This window comes from Microcoleus sp. N9_A2 (genome assembly GCF_036701775.1).
In the GTDB taxonomy this organism is placed as follows: domain Bacteria; phylum Cyanobacteriota; class Cyanobacteriia; order Cyanobacteriales; family Microcoleaceae; genus Microcoleus.
On record NZ_JAUBRH010000007.1, the window covers coordinates 125863 to 143111 of the forward strand.

The following is a 17249-nucleotide window of genomic DNA, read 5'->3' on the forward strand; positions in this document are numbered from 1 at the left end:
CTGATGCAAGCGATCGCATTCTATCCTTCAACTTAGTCCTGTAGAGAGAGGAAAGTCTTAGAACTGCTTACTAAAACACGATCAAATCGTCTGCCAATTTGAAGCATTTGAATTTTTTTCACGAAAGCAGATGCGGAATGCTAGGGAATTTAAGCTGCAAACAATCAGAGGGGATTGGTTGTGAAATCTCGAATACTGCAATCACGGTTCCGCGATCGCTCGATCGTTCTGTGCTTCTCGATCGTCGCCCTTGTCGTTTCAGTCTTGCTATTAATCTCTGCGTTAGTAGGTGCTATTAAGTTCGACTGTTTGATAGTGCTGAATATAGCGATCGAGGCTAGACCGCGGCGGTAGCTGGTGGGGATAAAGCACACCTTTCCAATGCTCGTAACTCCAACCGCTCAGTGCCGATGCGAACAATCATCGCTTTTTTACTCCAACCAGACTGTGTTTGTGTTTGAATTTAAGTGTAGTCGGCCCGCACCGCTACCGCACTGCTAACCGATCTCGCTCTCTCGTCGGCAAAAGTCAAATGCCGCGCTTCGCCGCAACTTCAATTTGATATTACTGAAACTTATATCTGGTTTAGCCTAAAGCTCAAGCTATCAGATTCATCTGTGCAGTCAATCTCAAATCTCAAATTTCAAATCGACTGACGTTTAGTATAATAGTGCTGGCGATTTTGTTCGATCCAGCAAGATTCCGACCAATTATTATCGGGTGGATGCGCTAAATGGATGTAGATTAATTCAGGCGAGCGACAAAAATATCTATCCTCTCCTAAGTATCGTTCCACAATATCTTGATCCTCAGCCCCCCAGCCAATGAATGTCTCATCCCATCCCCCGATTTCCATTAAGCGCTGGCGTTGAAATAGAGGTAAAACTCCAAATCTTTCCCGCCGGATCAAGTGCTTAAATAGCGCGGTGGGCATATCTTCTGGTGCAACTTGCGACTGTTCAATTATAGCCGACTTTTGAGGAAAATCCAGGTGAGCAGTATCGCACATCATTCGATACCCAGTTACTAACATTTGGGCTGAAAGTTGAGCCATTTTTAGATGGCGAGCGAGAGCATCTCCGTAGGGAATGAGATCGACATCAAAAGCTGCTACCCATTGCCCTTGCGCCAGAGATAAACCTAAATTTAAAGCTTTGGTTTTATGAAAAGTTCCCCCAACGGGCAGATAATTGTAACTGACTGGCAGGTTGGCAATTTCTGGTAAAATCCAAGCCGAAGGAATGCAATCGAGTTCAATTAAAATGATTTCGCAAAGAGATAATAAACTTTCCGAGGCTTGAGTTCTCCACCACGCGAGTTGAGTTCTCAAATGCTCTTCCCGCTGGCGGTAGGTAATAATTAAGGATAACTGAAGTTCACTCACAAATAGAATTTAGGGTAAAATTGGTGGTAATTTCCAACAATGGATGAGGTAGCATTGCTGGTTGCCGTAAGTCTCCAAATATATCGCCTTTTTGGAGAGATTGCAAGCAAGAGATGATGTTGCGATCTCGCGTTTGTGTTGGCGGCAATTGCTGGTGGTGCTGATTGCGCGCAGCATCGCTATGAGAAAGATGAATTACATTTCCCGCCGCGCATATCTTGATGCCAAAAAGGGTAGCGCGAATCAGCAAATCTTGGTCTTCCCATCCCCAACCTGTAAAACTTTCCTTGTATCCTCCTAATGATAATAGCGTTTGTTTGCGAGTACAGAGCAAACCGCATCCAGGTCGAGCGCGATTGCCCGCCACCGCCATTACAATATTAACAGCAGCAATCTGTTCCCCCTTCTGGATGCTGTAAGTATAGCGTTCCCGCTTTAGGGCCGTTGTTTGCAGGCAAGACTCTGCTACAGTTCTTACATAGCAAATAATCCCCTTTTTTGAATTACTTACAGCCGATAAAGAGGATGTTTCTGGGAGATGTTTTACATTTTGTATCAGAGTTCTTAAATAAAAGGATTCCAGAGTAATTGGTTCTAAAATGGAAAATAATAGTTGTAAAATTCCTTGTCTGTTCCAGATGATGTCAGCATCTGAAATCAGCAAGTATTCGCTACTAGCCTGGAGAATACCCTGATTGATTAACTGAGATTTATTAAAATCAGATTGAGGATACTTGAACCACTCTACCTGCGATAATTTGGCTAAATCTTGTAAAGCCGTTAAACATTTAGATTCAGCGGTACCGCCGTCGCAAATAATGATTTTAGTCACGGGATAACCAACTGCTAAAAGCGATCGCACGCAGTCAGCGATTTCGGGACGATTTTTAACGGGGATAATTACCTGTAACACGATATTGACACCGCTCATCCAGAATCAGTCATTACAAATCTCAAATCTCAAATCTCAAATCGATAGGTCTCAGCTCTCAAGGGCAGAACCGGTAATATAATGGAGTTCGATCGACCCTGCTGTTTTCAAAGGACGCAAATCCGGTAATTTGCCTGACCGCACCGCAGCACTGTTGGCGATCGCTCTTTTTTTGAGCTGCTGAATCAATTCTAAACGCACTGGAGAATCTAATCCAGTTGCTCGATCGGTAGTTAGGGAACCAGCTCGGTGCCGGCGAAAATAACCGCAATCAGGAACATTAACTATTGTCGCAGCAAACTGCGCTCGCAACAAAAACTCAGTATCTCCCGAAAACCGCAATCCCGTAGCAAAACCGCCCAATCTCAACACTAAATTCCGCGAAACTAAGCTGGTAGGATGCAACAGCGGATGTCCCGGTTTTGCGGCTAGGGCAGCGCTGACATTGAGAGGATAAAGTACAGGTAAAACCCTGTCATCTTCAAACACGCGCAACTCCTGAGTTCCGACTAATTCTGCTCCATAGTTTTCGGCTGCTGCTAACAATAATCCTAAGCGATTTGCGCTCGACCAATCATCGGCATCTTGAAATAAATAAGCATCATAATTTGTTTGAGAAATTACCTGCTGAATTAAGCGATAAGGGCCGACATTCAAAGCTGAAGCTAATAAAGTAACCTCGGCAAATTCTCGGACAATATCTACAGGTGGCGACTCCGAACCATCATCAATAACTACAATACCGTCCAGAGGTCTAGTTTGAGTTACCAGAGACTGCAAGCAGCGATGGAGAAACTGTTCGCAGCGATAATGGGGAATCACAGCCAACACGCGAGATTTGCTAGTAATTGGATCGTGATTTCGAGAATATTTGATGTTTGCTTTATCGATATTTGTGCAGATATAGCTGTTATTTATCTCTGAACGTTTCGATAGATAATCAGCTTGTATTTGATAATTATCCAATTCTAAAATAGCAGTATTTGCCTGAGCATAACCCCAAGTAAAAGCGATCTTTTGCCGTTCTAATTCCCCAGCAACTGCTAACAAATTCCAGCGCGTTATTTCTAACTGCGGTAGTGCCGCTTTTACCAAAAAAGTTGATGCCATCCAAGCTAAGGTGGCGACAGGATATTGTCGGGCAGTTTCTAGGGGAAACTCCACCCTTGGCGGTAAAAATGTCAGTGCAGTATTTGTGAGTTGAGGTAGCAAAAAATTTAATTGTGTATTCGCTGGTAAAATAGCTGTGAGTTCTGTATTAATTGTATCTAAAAGTTGTAAACAGGATGTAAAAGAGATCGTAGTGTCAGAGTTTGATGGATTGAATCTCATTACCTGCTGTAAGTCATAGGTTTGATTTTGAAAAGTGGCGATCGCCTCTATTTCCCAGTCAGGATTGCTGTTTCCCAGTATAATTAGAGTTAAATTTACCATTGCGTGCGATCGCAAATTATAGATTGTTTGTAATTCATCTCTCGCGCTAATCTTTCAAATCCCGAAGCCCGCATATCTGGCGGTGCCGACGCAATTAAACACTGATAGGCTAATTCCCCTTCTCCCCGCGCTAACAAAAGTTTTGCTAATTTTAACAACAGCGGTATCCAAGGTATTGGGTCGAGTTCTCGATCTGATAAGTTGCGGTTAATTAGTCCAGCGTTCTTGGCAATTTTATCTAACCATGTTAGAGAATTAATGTCTGTTTCCCACAGCAGTTTAGCATATCCCTGTTCCAGTTCTACTCGCGCTACCTCTGTCAGTAAAGTTGCTGTTGCTTGTAACTGAGATAAGGCGATTGTAGCTGATCCGCGATCGCCTGAGCCCGTAATTGCTTGCCGCCAAGTTAACCAAGCGTCTAAAAAACGGTCGCCTGTTGGGCTGCGGTATTTGCTGCTGAGTGCGATGGCTTTTCCACTCGCTAACTCGCACCAATATCCTAAAATTGGGATTTGGAATCTGTCAGCCCAAAAATTCAAATCTCCGATTAAAACAGCTAAAATTGGTTTCCAGGCTATCGCTAGAGTTGGATTTGCTTTTTTGGCTTTACTTGCTGCTAGATTGAATGCTGCTAACAAGTGCTGAATGTTAAATACATCAAGCCTACCAGTCTCGGGTAAATTAGTATTTTCCCAAATGGATGCAGCGGTGTTATTCTCAAATCCTAAACTGGGAATTAGTAAATCTACCATCGCCGGATATTCCCGGCAATTCATCTCGGCTAAACGCTTCTGGGCGTGGCGGTATATCTGCTGCCTTTTTTGGCTATCGGTTAAAAAATTACACGCAAATAGCAATACCCGTACCGCCATCAATTCTACTGACAGTTCCCGATAAGTTGAACGCAGCAAAAGCTGTTCGATAGATTGTTCTGCGAGCGGCGATATTCCAGAAAAAACCATCATTTTTGGCTGAATTAAATTTGTTAACAATAAGGCAACTTCTCGGGCTTCTCCTAGGGGTAATAAACCCGATTCCAACCACTCATTCCAAGATTTTTGTGTTACCCATTCGATCCATTCTAAAGCGCTACAGCTTTGTGGATTTTCCAGTTTACTCAAATCCGATGAATCTACAATTACTCTCCCTCGAACTTCTCCCCATAAATTTTCTAACCAAAGCTGTAAAGGTTGCAGTTCGAGAACTTGGTGCTGTTCGACTTGCAACCAAATATCTACTTGTTCTCGATCTTGCCTGACTATTTGATAGTTAAGAATCCCGTCAAACTCGGGCAAATAGATTTCCCCAGGATATTTTAAGCCTTGCTGCGTCTCGATTTGTTCTTGACTGCGACCGAGAATTTTTGCTGTTAATCCAAAGCGCCCGCAAGGACAAACATCAGGATTTAATAGAATGCGATCGCCGCACTGATAGCGAACCAAAGGCATGGTACGATTGTATAAATCTGTAGTGACTAATTCACCGTCAATAATTTCATACAAACATCGATCGATATCTAAATGCAGCCGCCCGCATTCAGGACAACTCAAACCAGAAATTCCTGTTTCTTGACAACCGTACTCGTTAATAATTGGAGCTTGAAACACCGATCGCAGTAATTGTTCTTGGAATTCAAATAAAACCTCCCCGGTACAAATCACCCCTAAAACCGCAGGTATTGAATCTCCGAAAAGAGCAGCAGCCACTTCGCACAAACGACTGGGATAACCTCGAATGACAGACGGTTTGTTCTGCAACAGTTTTGCCAAATGTTGCAGCAAATCCGGGGCGATATTTCCAATCAATGAAATATCGTTGACTCGCAGCGGCTGCAAACGACTGGCAAGATTAATAATGGGGACTTGTTCGTCAATTCCCCACCAAGCTAAAGCACGTTTTCTTGCCAACAAACGCGCTTCATTCCACTCATTTCCGGCAAAGTATGTAAAAGATTGACCGGAAGTTCCGCTAGTCATTCCTCGGTAAACTAAGTCATCAGCATTCGCCAGAAATAATCCGGGATTTTGCCGGATTGTTTGTTTGTCAACGGGCTGCAAGCTAGCAAAAGCTGTTTGCCAATGGGAAACAAGTTGTGGGAAATCCGACGGGGAATCAATTAGTCCGGCTTGCAAAAAGCGGTGGTAATTTCCTGGGACTGTTGTGGCAACTTGTAAAACTCGTTTTAAGTTGATGGCGGTGCGATCGCTCAATTTTGTCATAAGTTGCCGCCTGGATAATTTGCAGGATTAGGACTTAGGTATAAATCCCAAATTAATCGGGTAAAAAAAACCTGGTTCTCGTAAAAAACACTATTTTCTGCGTAGTCGATCGAAATTCAGCGTTATTTTTGAGAGTCTTTGCTGGCGATTCTATCTGCTATTTGCAGCCAATCTTCATGAATCAAAACTTGCCGTTCTTGCGACAGTCCTTTTAATTCGCCCCGCTGTATTTTCAGGGGTTTTTCGCAAAAATTGCCCAAAGGTTTGAGATAAACTCTATTTACCCAGCCCACTCGGAAATCAGGCGCATTTGCAAACTGCCCTCCACTCAGATTTTGAGGGCTAGGACTATATTCACCGCCAATCTTTACCCACTGTCCCGTTGCATCTCGATCGCCCGTAACGACTTGCCAGCCTTTAGGAACTAGCCCGATAACCGGGCCGTCGGGGGAAGAACGGATAGTCAGGGGATCTGTTTCGGTAACGACTTGAGCAAAAGGTCGAGGCTTGCCTCCGTAGGGGCAATTTTGAGCCTGTAAAGTTGTTTGGGAGGGCGTCGCAGAGGTGGTTTTGACACCCAACAGAGATAACAGCGTTAAGCTCGCAAAGAGCGCAATTTGTTTCCAAACTTTTAAGATATTCACAGAACCTATAGTCTTTTTCATATAAATGAAGGGCAATAACAGCATCAATTATACTGTATGTCATCTACCTGAGAAAGGCTATACTGCCAAGTTATCATTTGTTCGCCTCAAGTTTAGGAAAACCAAACATTCAATCATGCTTGCGGAATTGTTGCTTGAAAATAACCCCGATTGCTTTGCCGAATTAGTCCAGTTTTTGCAACGCATCCTTGGTGCGGAACAGCGGTATCTTGATTGAAGCGCCAATCGCGATCGCCACCAACACCCCCATTTGCCAGAAACTAAACCCAGACCAAAACCCCACAGACCCGCCATGCCCAAACTCCCTGAGTGCGATCGCTATGTCCTCTACGCCCGCAACCCACACCTCATCTGTGCCGTGCATCGGGCGGGCCCCAACGCGGACACTTGCCCCGACTTTCTAGAAAACCCCGACGCCGAACCGGAGGAACTGTGGGAACCCGAAGGGGCAAGCTACTACAACGGCGAACTTATCCTGCAACACCCGGCAGCGGTGGACACGCCTTGCAAAAGTTAGAGCTGCTGGACACGCATTCACTGTTTACCGGCCGGTGTCCCGAATGTGAAATGACTTATCCCCAGTATGAAACGCCGCCTGTTCATTGGGATTGCCCGGAGTGCGGGTGGATGGATGATTCGGTGTGAGGTGATGGTTGACAACGATAATTATCAGCCACGGGAAAACACTCGCTCGGTTGCAGTCGCAAGGCTGGCGATCGCTCTCATCGATGTTGTAATGGAATAGAGGAACCGTCTCCCAATATTGAACCCTGACAAATGACTGACTCGCTACTCGGATCGCTCGATTTGCTGGACACCGATTACGCTGACATTCTTGCCAACAGTAACAAGTCAGCTTTTGAACTGCAACTGGTTAAATTAGGGGTTGACCTAACAGAAGCGCGCACTAAAACTAAATTCATTGCGCTGGTGCAGCATAAACCTGAAACTCTAGAAGAATTGGAAGCTCTAACGCCAGCATGGAAAGAAGCTTGCCATTACAAACCGAACGCGCTCGCATTTTGAATTGCTGTCAAAGTTGCTGTGGGACAATCAAGGCAGTGCATGATGATTGCTGAGGGGATGACAAACCAATACGAACATTTTGTGTTATGTACTTATCTCTATCTTCGGGGTTGGCGTAGTCATTCGGCTGGAATTTTTCGTAAAATTATAAGAAGACATCTTTTGATGATTTTACGGCGAAAAAATTAGTTACGGCTCTGAACGAAGCTCTGACATTTATACGCCATTGGGCGCAACAGCTTTTTAATGTCACCTCTAAATTAGCCGTCTACGGATATCGGGAGAGCCTCTAGGTATTGATTATGACAAACTCTAACTTTAGCAACGTCGCCAGAACGGCCAATGCGAACAGACAGCTTACCCTTAACTTTTCTCCAATCAAATTTGAAGATGTGGAGATTTGTGTCGGTATTTATCAGTATCAGAGCAAAGAGCAGCTAGATGCTCTCCGTGAAAAACATGGCAATACTCACGTTTTCCATAGAGATAACAAGAATCAGATTCTTTGTGTTTCAATTGTTTCATCTGGTGAAGTTCTGGGTGAAGAATCCATAACTATTCCACTCTCCAAGAACCTTTATCTGTGTGCAGCTTTGATTCGTGCCGCACTACTTAACTATTTGCACAGACTAGGGCGAAGAATTCTTGGGTACGATCCCATAGAGTTTATTTCTGACCAGGCTCAAGATAATTTTCTAGCAAAAGTTCTCCCTCGTGACACCGAACTCCCAACCTGGCTATCGGTAAAACCACTATACACGGCAGCCATTCGGACGGTGAACTTCGATAATCAGTCACTGTGTCTAGGGCTAGCTCTGAACGCCAGAACCACCAAATGGATCGAGCTACCTTGTGACGCCTTGGTAAGAGAAGGCTTTTCCCTTACTGGACTCTATGTGAGTCAGTTGATTCTATCAAGGGATAGTCGTATGGCTCCGCGCTTAAAGCTCTTGGGGCGCGTACAGTCGATTGAGAATGAACAGTTAACCCTTACAGACTCTCGTTCGGGGACTTGCACTGTTGCCGCGAGCGAAGTATTTCTTGAGCCGCGACACGAAGCTTTTAACCTCTGTCTTGTGCATTTATTTGGCAAGAAAGCACCTCATATAAAGCAAGCACTTGACAATGAGATTGCGACATTTAGAAGCGGCCCAGCTAGACTAGAAAAGTTGCAAACTATTATTCAATACTTCGCTAACCACCCGATTGAATTTGTCCCAGGTGCAACGTTTACCCTTGAGCCTTTCCTCACAGAAGCAAATCCGCCAAATTTCCCTGCCGTCCACATCGCACGTTCAGCCATTTACGTTTTAGATCCAACGGGCGAGAAAACTTCTACATGGAACGATGGTGGACTAAATGATTATGGCCCCTACACGGCACAGACCTTTACCCCTTCAACTCCCCGCATATGCGTTATCTGTCAACAGACGCGCAAGGGGCGTGTCGAGCAATTCCTTTACAAGTTTTTTAACGGTGTTACCGTACCAAAACTGAAGAGACAACCTTTTGCCAAAGGGTTTATCCACAAGTACGCCCTTGATGGAGCTGAACCTGAGTTTTTCCTTACTGAGGACAACACAGCAGAAGCGTATAATCGAGCGGTTAGGCAAGCTCTCGCCCACCAAACAAGGAAAAACTTTAAGTGGGATTTGGCGTTGGTTCAGATCGATGAGGCATTTCATCAACTATACGGAGATAACAATCCTTATTTGACCACCAAAGCCGCTTTTCTTGCGGAACAGATTCCTGTTCAGGAGTTTCAGATCGAGACTGTTGATGTTCCAGATCGAAATCTTTGCTATGTTCTCAACACTATGGGACTTGCTACTTACGCCAAGCTGGGCGGAATTCCGTGGTTGATTAAAGCTAATCCTACCATTGCTCATGAATTAGTTTTTGGCCTCGGTAGTGCTTATGTAAGTGAAGGCCGTTTGGGGCATCGAGAGCAGGTTGTCGGTATCACTACAGTCTTTTCGGGAGATGGCAACTATAGACTCTCAAACCTTTCACAAGCAGTTCCCTTTACAGATTATCAGGATGCTCTGCTCCAGTCGTTGCGCGACACAATCGGTAAAGTCAAGCGTTCGATGAACTGGCAGGCAGGGGAGCATATACGGCTAATATTCCATGCGTTTAAGCCCCTCAAAAATTCTGAAGCGGAAGCAGTAAAAAAACTTATGGGGGAATTAGGTGATTATGATGTAGAGTATGCTTTTATTCACATCATTAAAGAACATCCTTACATCCTATTTGACGCATTACAGAAGGGGATACAAGATTACTCTACTAACTCTATTAAGGGTGTCTTTGCTCCTGTACGGGGCGGATTTTTGCGACTTTCCCGATCTGAAGTTTTGCTTTCACTAACTGGAGCGAAAGAGCTGAAAAGGGTAGAGGATGGAATTCCTTCTCCAGTTCTACTTCGCCTTCATGGTCAGTCTTCATTCCAAGACACAACATACCTCACCCGACAAGTGTTTACGTTTTCGTGCCATTCATGGCGAAGCTTCTTCCCATCACCAATGCCAGTTACTATCATGTACTCCGAGTTAATCGCCAAGATGCTAGGACAATTAGGTACGGTCTCACGTTGGAATCCCAATGCAATGTTAGGACGAATCGGTGAAACGAGATGGTTTCTATGACTGCTCCAGACGAACTTCTGTTCACCGACGCAAGAAAAGCTCTTTTGCGAGAGCTAAAAAACTTAGTTGGACGAGGGAACGTTGATGAAGCATTTGCAGCGTGGCTTCTTCCATATCTGGACATTGGTCTACAGCTTCAAAAAGCAGCATGGGCTGCCGGAGAACGTATAGGAGCACAGCGGAGCTATCGGGATGTTGCGATTCTCGGATTTGCCGCAGCAACTGGCATACTTCAGCCCTCCCAATGGGAGGTACTCAAGAAAGGATTAACGTGGGTCGCCGGACGTGAGCCATTCATCGACGGTGGGCCGATGGACTTTTGTACTGACATCGTTGCTCTTTTGGGAATCGCTCTTGGGGCTGAGTTTATTGGTGAAGATTCAATCCAAAACAAAGTTGTTTGCTGGATGGAGAGGTTTATCAGTCAAAGCTTCCAAAATCGGTTAAGTGACTGGCAAAAATGCCTGCTCATTGCTACTCAACAAGTAGTAAGTTCAATCCCTACCTTATCCCTTCCAAATGCAAACACAGTTTCAGATGTACGCCTTGCCCTGCGTGTTAAAGGATTGCTCCCCCCTGACCCAGGTTCCAATAATCAAGAGCAGATGGAAACTCTATCGCTGATGAAGCTTGAAGCTGGTGCTGCTATTCATCCGGCTTGTGCAGCACTTCGGCTCGCAGCTTTTGATTCAATCCAACGTACTTCTCTAGCAGTTAATCTAAGCAGGCCGTCGATAGAAGATGTTTGCATAATTTTAAATCGTGTACCTGGGGCGCTGCGAAAGTCGATAGGGAAAGAGAAACTACATCCTGGAAGAGACCAAGCTCGAAAAGGGTATGTCGATAATGAGGAGCGGGTTCAAAACTTACTCTATTTTTTGCTAGCTTCCATCTTTCCTGATTGTAGGGAAATAGATAACACTTCCTCTGTCGGGGGACAAGGACATTTGCGAACAGTTTTAGAAATACCGTGCTTGAGACTAATCATTTATGTAAAAGTTATGGACTCTAGCAACAATTATCAAAGCGTTATTCAGCAGATTTCTATGGACTCAGACTTGTATCTTGTTGAAGGTTCAGCTTATAGCAGTATAGTGGTTTTTGTTTGGGATGGGTTTAGCCGACTAGATATACATAATAACCTCACGAAAGAAATTAAACAACTTCCCGGCGTTGTTGATGCCATTGTGATGTCCTATCCTGAAAGTATCACAGAGCCAAGAGCAGAAAAACTGCAAATTGAAATTCCTAAAAATGACGTTGACCCTCGTGCTATTGCCATTTCATTTGAGCAGTTAGCAGAAAAACACCCTGGTGCTGAGTTAGAAAGTGTAAAGATGAATGAACGGGGTACCGATAAGCTTTTACTGGAGGCCAAAACAGCTCCAGACGCAGACCATTCCAAACTTAGTGCCGACTACTTGGTGACCTACAATAATATCAAAGCTTTACCAGAGGAAATTAAATTAATTTTAAAAGAAAAAGATTCCCGGATTCAAAGTTTAGAAGCTATGATAATAATAGGGCTAAAGAGTCCTAGCCTTTACGCCGAAACATATCATAACAATGGAGATACTATGTCACAAGGATCAAAAAAACACTCTAATTGGAACTTACACAATCCTCAGATTGCTGGAGGTATTGTAGATGCTGAGACGGTTCACGCTCATCAGATAGGTGGCAACATAACCAATTACACGCCCGATCAAAAGCAAAACCTGGCAGAAGCCGCAGCAGAAATTCAGCAACTTCTACAACAACTGGAGCAGAATTATCCCACGACTACGCCTCTAGAAAGGGAGGCAGTTGTAAAAGAAGCCCTCAAGCAAATTGAGAGCAATCCAACCTTCAAAGCACGGGTAATTGGAGCTCTAAAAGCAGGCGGTACTGAAGCCTTAAAAGAGCTGGTAGATCATCCCTTGATCAATATCTTTATAGCAGGTCTAGAAGGCTGGCAAGATGCAGAGTAGCTTAGCGATCGCGATCGAGTGGATGTTGTGATGGAATAGAGAAACCATCCCCGATATTAAAGCCTGACAAATGACCGACCCACCCGTCGAAAAACTAAATTTACTGGACACCGAGTACGCGAACATCCTTGCCAGCAGCAGCTATCCCGCGTTAGAACTGCAACTGCTCAGGCTGGGGATTGACCCGGCATCCGCCCGCAGGACAAGCAATTTCCTCGTTCTGGTGCGGCAAAAACCCCATACTCCCGAACAGTGGGCTGCTCTAACCAAGGCTTGGGAAGCAGGTTACGGGTGCGAACCCGAACTTGAAGATTTTCAACAAATTGTAGAATTGCTGTGGAACCATCAAAGAAGAGTTGAAAATGATTGATAATCAACAGTTGTCACTAATTGATTAAATGGCTCACACGCCGCTCGAACCAATCGATTTGCTAGACACAGACTACGCCGACATCCTAGCCAACAGCAGCGATCCATTATTTGAACTACAACTGGTCAGGTTTGAAGTGAATGCAGCATCCGCCCGCACGACAAGCAATTTCCTCACCCTGGTGCGCCAAAAACCTGAGACTCCCGAACAATGGGTTACTTTAACCCAAGCATGGGAAGTAGCTTGCGAGTATAAGCCCACAGCTGAAGATTTTCGCTTATTGCCAGAATTACTGTGGGAGACTCAAGACAGCGTTGAAGTTGATTGGTTGCTGATAATTTTGAATTGAATTTACTTCGATAACAGAGCGATCGCCCTATTTTGAAAAGATGAGCTTTTACCGCTATGCCTAAACCAAAGAGGTATCCCGACAATTGGCAAGAGATTGCGCTCTCGGTGAAAGAAAGCGCTCTTTGGCGTTGTGCTAAGTGCCATCAACAATGCCTCCGACCCGGCAAACAAAGCGGCTTAACCAAATCTGAACGGTGTGCTTTAACTTTAGCGGTGCACCATCGCAATCGGATACCGGAGGACAATCGCCCAGAAAACTTAATCGCTCTGTGTACCGCGTGTCACCTGTCCTATCACAATCGTGGTCAATCTAACGTATCGCCGGGGCAATTATCCCTGTTCCCCGATGATAACCTTGACTGGGATATTATGGAGTGCTCTCTGGAATCGGTATGAAACAATGTATCCGATCCGAATCCGTTGGTGTCCGCTTACTTTGTTTAAAGGTAGCTTTACAGTTTTCCAGCGCGAGCGTGTTCGCCGTTGAAGAGGAAATTTCGTATTTTTGTTTAAGTATCTTCCCGTGCAGTAACTTCATCGGTTTGCCAGGATTCTAGGAGCCGCTTCTTGGCTAATTCCCACAGTTCTTGAGAGTCTTCTGATTCCTGATGCGGAGCCAACTCAGTTGCTTGGGATGTTTCAATATTTACGGAAATTTCTGGTTGGATAGTTCTTTCAGGATCTCTCATTTCCACTCACTTAAGCCAGGCACGAGTGCTGGAAATTCATCCAATTTGCAGCTAATCCAAGCAGCGCGTTTGCGGAGCGAAATCAAGAATTTCCCAACGATCTCGCCTACCATCCACAAAAAACAAAACTCGCCCAGCAGCGGGTGTGGCTGGGCTGTTTCGCGAACGGCAGACAGCTACTCTAGGTGCTGGTCAACTAAAGCAATGAGTTTAGCGATCGCTTTCTGTTCTTCTAGAAGTAGTTCTTTGAGCTGGCGCATCTGTTCTTGATTTGGGGGTCTATGTACCAAGTCATCAACGAAGTCTAGCAGGGGAGACTTTCTAAAAGGTCTACCCAAAGCAGCTTCATCTCGCAAGCGCTTGGTTCGCTCCAGCTTAGACCGTTGCAATCGGTTTTTCTCCTGACGGCGTGCGATAAGTCCGTCAAGTCTTTGACATTCGTTTCCAGTCTTCTTCATCTCCATATATGTCTTTCACTTGTTGTTTCAACTCGGTTATTTGTTCGCTAAGACTTGCCACCTAAAATGTGGCAAGGGGGCGGATGCTATAATCAAGGCGGATATATCGAGCGCAGCGAGTACCGCCAATGATTTAGCGTGGGGAATTGCCACCAACTAATAAATTGCCCGACAGGGCATCCCTGTTTTTAGGACGAATATTCATAGCCATCAGCCTTGTGAGCAGTCTTCAAGTATTTGGGATGAACATCAAAACTTTTTCCTCCTACTGTTAGCTTGAAGCTTGGTCTAAACCGAATTGCAATTCGACCAGTGTAGCTTCCTGCATATTTTCCAGCGGGGATACTAGCTTTCACCAAGTCTCCCGTCTGAAAACCCATGAAGAACTTTTGAGCTGGTGCATGACGAATGGGGAAGCCAAATTTGTTGGTTCCGCAACGCTGTCTTCTTCCGTGCCCTTTAGCCTTAACCAATAAGGGTTTTACACCATTTAGGAGTAGTTTTTCTGGCGTCAATTCTCCGACACAAGCTGCGTCAGTCCAGTGCTGTTTTTCAATCCCCCTTGTTTTGCGGTTAAATTTTGTTCGTCCTCCTGAGCCTAGCTCTACGGGTAGTCCAGTTGACTGTAGCCTTCTGTAAAGTTCCCAGCGAGTAACGTTAACTGCCGCTGCGTCTTTAAGGGGTGTTTTGGATTGAGCTAGTATTCGCTTAAGAACTTCAGGTTTCTTTTTGAGAAACTCTTCAACGGGCTTGTTCCCTTTGGCTTGATTACAGGAATGGCAACTGAGACACAGATTGCTAACTCGATTGCTTCCTCCCTTAGACTTCGCAAGGATATGCTCGATCTCAAAAGCAACATCCGTAATGCCACAATAAGCGCACTTTCTACTCCATTTTTCTAGTAAATACTCTTTGACTTCAAAGCCATATAGTTCACCTCTTTGATATTCAACTCCAGCAATCTCAGGATTCTGGATCTGTTGTAAATCAAAACGCACCAGTTCTTGAGAAATAGCTATAGCGGGACAAACTTTCCTGATTCGTCTAACCCAGGTTTCGATGTTCGCAACTCGACTATCGAGAGACGGTGGCAACCATCCTTTTTTACAGGTTCTGTTCAGGAAGCGGGGCTTACGATAGCGAGTTTTTCTGTTGCGACGCCCTCTTCTCAAGGATCTGCGAGATTCAAGGGCGTCTTTAATTTGTTGACCCCGGTGAGTGATTTCCAATGCGTTGGTGACGCGACCAGTTTGCTCTTGAACGACAGCAATACCCGTAGTTTTGCTGCCGGGGTCAATTTTGATTCGGTGACTATGTGTTACCGAATTTTCTAGAACCCTGTCCTGTAGCACAATGGTGAACGGGTAACGTTTAAAGATTTTGGCTCTCCCTTTTCTTAATAGTTCTCTTGCCCGTGCGGGGTGGCAGGGGTCAAGAGGTTTCAAGTTTTTATCTAGGACAAATGTACGCATTACTGCATCTCTCAATTTCTTGGTTAAGTTTGCCTCGACGCTGTTAAGACTCGGTACTTTCTGGACAACACTGGCTTTCCCTTAATGACCTGTTTAATTGCCCAGTTGTAGAGCTTGAAACTGGCACGCATTTCAAGGTACGAAGTTTAACGCTTGGTCTTAACGCCTGCTAGTAAATACTAGCCGTCTGGTCAACAGGCTTTTTCAAGCCCACACCAGACCTGTAGGGTTGGTGTGCGGTAGTTGACAGATTCGACATATTCTGTTAACTTTTGTATTGGATCGGGTTGGGGCGTATCACCGTTAGGGGTGTCACCGTTAGACCCGTTGCCGTTGGTCATACTCATTCCTCACTGGTGTCTGATAGAAAAAACTAGCGATCGCTTTTGATACAGATGAAACTATCGCCAGCGTCGCTACAAAATTGTTACTAAGTTGTTACTAAGTTGTTACCAAGTTTTATGCCAATTAGTTAGTTGAACTCAGTGGGATTCGCTTAGTAACAATGCTCATAAATTCACCCTCACTTGGAGCCGGCATAAGCAAACTCCATTCGCTGATATGAGCGAACTGTAACTTGTAAAGCCAGCGAATCGTGTATGTTACCCCGTAGCTCGATCCAAAAACCATTACCCTTACCCGTTCGCAGCCATCAGATTGAGCTGGCAAACTGTTCAGACCAGGAATAATCGACGGTAAAGTATCGTCTGAACTAGGCACAAAATCCAGATGTTGCGAATAAAACAATTGTGGTGTGAAACTTGGTGTCGTTGGCAATCCAATACCAAAGTTTGTAATCATAATTCGAGCCTCCTAATAGCTCTAGGGGATTAGTCGCATGGAAGATGTTCCAGATTTCTTTCTTGGCGTGATTAGTTATAGGTTGCATCATTGCTCAATAAAAACACTCAACCCATTAACTGGACTAAAAGAGAAATTTGAGACGACATCTTCTATCAACTCAAGAATTAATCGTTCCTCCCGTCACCCGGTGTCGGCGCTGTCGGTGCGTTGGAGTCGCTAGCTATCCGCCAGCACAGCGCGCTTGCTAGTTGGTTTTGTTCAACACGATCGAGAACTCGCACTGTCGGAAACCAAGCCTGCAAGTGGGATAAGTCGCTGTTGACGCTACCCGAATACGCTCTTGACGGGTCGCTCTCCAAACAAACGAAGGTTCGCAAAGCGTAGAGCTCATCTAAGTTGAGTCCGTCCAAGCGATTAATCAAGGATTCGAGGGAATATTTTCGGGGCGTTGTGTGTCCCGTAATCGCTTGTTCCCCCAGTTCCCACCAAATCATCACGTCGGCTCGTTCGGTGGAACACAAAATCTCATGTTTCCGAACGCAGATGTAAACTGGCTGTCCGTCTTCCTGTATCAAATTATCTCGGTCATTTAGCAGGCGACCGGTGACTGTTTCAGGGCGAACGTCGGTCACTTCCATGCGTCCCATTGTGGTGGTGACGCGGGGATTGGGTATTTCTACAAAGCTTGGTCGGGCGGGTTGCGATGGCTGCCCGTAATCTGCGAACATAGAGGAAATCTCCATTGTGAGTGCCATACCCCGCCCCAGAAGATTGCGAGTCAGAGGGGGCGGGGTTGGTTTTGGATGAATTTCTAGATTATACCCCTTC

Annotated in this window: 18 protein-coding genes; 8 read left to right on the forward strand and 10 right to left on the reverse strand. The window is 45.1% G+C overall.

The genetic code is table 11. From position 1 onward, the window contains the following. The first annotated feature begins 180 nt into the window (after positions 1 to 180). The gene (locus QUA44_RS06450) at positions 181 to 354 is read left to right on the forward strand and encodes a hypothetical protein (protein WP_333249171.1); all 174 of its coding nucleotides are present in this window, start codon (positions 181 to 183) and stop codon (positions 352 to 354) included. Positions 355 to 643: 289 nt separating this feature from the next. Here the strand turns inward: QUA44_RS06450 and QUA44_RS06455 are convergent, their stop codons facing one another. From QUA44_RS06455 to QUA44_RS06475, 5 genes are all read right to left on the reverse strand, one after another. After that, positions 644 to 1384, reverse strand: a complete 741-nt coding sequence (locus QUA44_RS06455) for a glycosyltransferase family 2 protein (protein WP_333249173.1) — start codon at positions 1382 to 1384, stop codon at positions 644 to 646. Further along, positions 1377 to 2315, reverse strand: coding sequence for a glycosyltransferase family 2 protein (locus QUA44_RS06460; RefSeq protein ID WP_333249175.1), 939 nt, complete (start codon positions 2313 to 2315; stop codon positions 1377 to 1379). Before QUA44_RS06460 ends, QUA44_RS06455 begins: the two co-directional genes overlap by 8 nt. Positions 2316 to 2366: 51 nt before the next feature. Next, positions 2367 to 3749, reverse strand: a complete 1383-nt coding sequence (locus QUA44_RS06465) for a glycosyltransferase family 2 protein (RefSeq protein ID WP_333249178.1) — start codon at positions 3747 to 3749, stop codon at positions 2367 to 2369. After that, entirely contained in the window at positions 3743 to 5968 is a 2226-nt protein-coding gene (locus QUA44_RS06470; protein WP_333249181.1) for a hypothetical protein, read from the reverse strand. The genes QUA44_RS06465 and QUA44_RS06470 overlap by 7 nt, the downstream gene beginning before the upstream one ends. A 122-nt stretch (positions 5969 to 6090) precedes the next feature. Continuing rightward, positions 6091 to 6633 carry a hypothetical protein gene (locus tag QUA44_RS06475; RefSeq protein WP_333249184.1) on the reverse strand — a complete coding sequence of 181 codons (543 nt, stop codon included), beginning with the start codon at positions 6631 to 6633 and terminating at the stop codon, positions 6091 to 6093. 292 nt (positions 6634 to 6925) lie between these two features. Here QUA44_RS06475 and QUA44_RS06480 point away from each other — a divergent pair, with 292 nt between their 5' ends. The 7 genes from QUA44_RS06480 to QUA44_RS06510 all read left to right on the forward strand — a co-directional run bounded on the left by QUA44_RS06480 (position 6926) and on the right by QUA44_RS06510 (position 12996). Then, on the forward strand, positions 6926 to 7150 hold the full coding sequence (locus tag QUA44_RS06480; protein WP_333249187.1) for a hypothetical protein: 225 nt from the start codon (positions 6926 to 6928) through the stop codon (positions 7148 to 7150). 66 nt (positions 7151 to 7216) lie between these two features. Continuing rightward, positions 7217 to 7378 carry a hypothetical protein gene (locus QUA44_RS06485; protein WP_333249189.1) on the forward strand — a complete coding sequence of 54 codons (162 nt, stop codon included), beginning with the start codon at positions 7217 to 7219 and terminating at the stop codon, positions 7376 to 7378. 32 nt (positions 7379 to 7410) lie between these two features. Then, the gene (locus tag QUA44_RS06490) at positions 7411 to 7659 is read left to right on the forward strand and encodes a hypothetical protein (RefSeq protein ID WP_333249192.1); all 249 of its coding nucleotides are present in this window, start codon (positions 7411 to 7413) and stop codon (positions 7657 to 7659) included. 302 nt (positions 7660 to 7961) lie between these two features. Beyond that, positions 7962 to 10307, forward strand: a complete 2346-nt coding sequence (locus QUA44_RS06495; RefSeq protein ID WP_333249195.1) for a Piwi domain-containing protein — start codon at positions 7962 to 7964, stop codon at positions 10305 to 10307. Next, positions 10304 to 12277, forward strand: coding sequence for a PD-(D/E)XK nuclease domain-containing protein (locus tag QUA44_RS06500; protein WP_333249197.1), 1974 nt, complete (start codon positions 10304 to 10306; stop codon positions 12275 to 12277). Before QUA44_RS06495 ends, QUA44_RS06500 begins: the two co-directional genes overlap by 4 nt. Before the next feature lie 70 nt (positions 12278 to 12347). Then, positions 12348 to 12647 carry a hypothetical protein gene (locus tag QUA44_RS06505; protein WP_333249201.1) on the forward strand — a complete coding sequence of 100 codons (300 nt, stop codon included), beginning with the start codon at positions 12348 to 12350 and terminating at the stop codon, positions 12645 to 12647. A gap of 28 nt (positions 12648 to 12675) precedes the next feature. Further along, the gene (locus QUA44_RS06510; RefSeq protein ID WP_333249203.1) at positions 12676 to 12996 is read left to right on the forward strand and encodes a hypothetical protein; all 321 of its coding nucleotides are present in this window, start codon (positions 12676 to 12678) and stop codon (positions 12994 to 12996) included. 511 nt (positions 12997 to 13507) lie between these two features. Here the strand turns inward: QUA44_RS06510 and QUA44_RS06515 are convergent. From QUA44_RS06515 to QUA44_RS06535, 5 genes are all read right to left on the reverse strand, one after another. Beyond that, complete coding sequence (locus QUA44_RS06515; protein ID WP_333249206.1) at positions 13508 to 13687, reverse strand: hypothetical protein; 180 nt, start codon at positions 13685 to 13687, stop codon at positions 13508 to 13510. A 176-nt stretch (positions 13688 to 13863) separates the two neighbouring features. Next, positions 13864 to 14145 carry a hypothetical protein gene (locus QUA44_RS06520; protein ID WP_333249209.1) on the reverse strand — a complete coding sequence of 94 codons (282 nt, stop codon included), beginning with the start codon at positions 14143 to 14145 and terminating at the stop codon, positions 13864 to 13866. A gap of 188 nt (positions 14146 to 14333) precedes the next feature. Further along, on the reverse strand, positions 14334 to 15617 hold the full coding sequence (gene iscB / locus QUA44_RS06525; protein ID WP_333249210.1) for an RNA-guided endonuclease IscB: 1284 nt from the start codon (positions 15615 to 15617) through the stop codon (positions 14334 to 14336). Positions 15618 to 16085: 468 nt separating this feature from the next. Continuing rightward, positions 16086 to 16418 carry a hypothetical protein gene (locus QUA44_RS06530; protein ID WP_333249213.1) on the reverse strand — a complete coding sequence of 111 codons (333 nt, stop codon included), beginning with the start codon at positions 16416 to 16418 and terminating at the stop codon, positions 16086 to 16088. A gap of 167 nt (positions 16419 to 16585) precedes the next feature. Further along, positions 16586 to 17149 carry a hypothetical protein gene (locus QUA44_RS06535; RefSeq protein ID WP_333309582.1) on the reverse strand — a complete coding sequence of 188 codons (564 nt, stop codon included), beginning with the start codon at positions 17147 to 17149 and terminating at the stop codon, positions 16586 to 16588. Positions 17150 to 17249: the final 100 nt, after the last annotated feature.